Raw genomic sequence first — 890 nt, 5'->3', positions numbered from 1 at the left:
ACGATCAATGCCCAAGGCGGTGCTGACAGCGTCACTGGTGCTGATGGCGCCGACTGGACCTTAACCGGTACCAACAATCAAGCCATCAACAGCGGTATCACCTTCTCCGAGGTAGAGTCCCTCACTGCCGTCAATGCCAATCTACTGGGTACCAGCGGCACGGATGCGTTTGTGCTGCAATCCGATGGGGAGGTTGAGGCTTATAACCTGAGTGTTAGCGGCATGTCCGCCGTAGACGGTAATGGTGGTGACGACAGCCTAAACGCCAGCGCCTACAGCGATGGTCTGACTCTGACCGGCACCAATAACCAGGTAACCGCGGGCTCCCTGACCTTCGATGGCATTGTCAGTGCAGTGACTGCAGCGCTGACCGGCACCAGCAATGGGGATAGCTTTACCGTAGACGGCAGTAATGCCGCCAGCAGCTACGGCATCGCCTTTACCGGAGTCAGCAGTATTCATGCGCGGGGTGGCAGCGACAGCGTGATCGGTGCCGATGGTGCCGACTGGACCTTAACCGGCACCAGTAAAGAAGCCACCAACAGCGGTATTACCTTCTCCAAAGTAGAATTCCTCACTGCCGTCAATGCCAATCTACTGGGTACCAGCGGCACGGATGCGTTTGTGCTGCAATCTGGTGGCGATGTTAAGGCTTATAACCTGAGTGTTAGCGGCATGTCCGCCGTGGATGGCAATGGCGGTGACGACAGCCTGGACGCCAGCGCCTACAGCGATGGCCTGGCCCTGACCGGCAGCAATAACCAGGTAACCGCGGGCTCCCTGACCTTTGATGGCATCGTCAGTGCGGTCACCGCAGCGCTGACCGGTACCAACAATGCGGATAGCTTTACCGTAGACGGCAGTAATGCCGCCAGCAGCTACGGTATCGC

1 protein-coding gene is annotated in these 890 nt (G+C 58.1%); it reads left to right on the top strand.

Annotated features, from left to right (window positions below; genetic code table 11):
• Positions 1–890: hypothetical protein (locus LC073_RS21520; RefSeq protein ID WP_226649689.1), on the top strand; the 890-nt coding region annotated here is incomplete at both ends.

Source organism: Microbulbifer variabilis (assembly GCF_020524905.1).
Taxonomy (GTDB): Bacteria; Pseudomonadota; Gammaproteobacteria; order Pseudomonadales; family Cellvibrionaceae; genus Microbulbifer; species Microbulbifer variabilis_A.
This window is presented reverse-complemented; position numbering and strand designations above follow the sequence as displayed.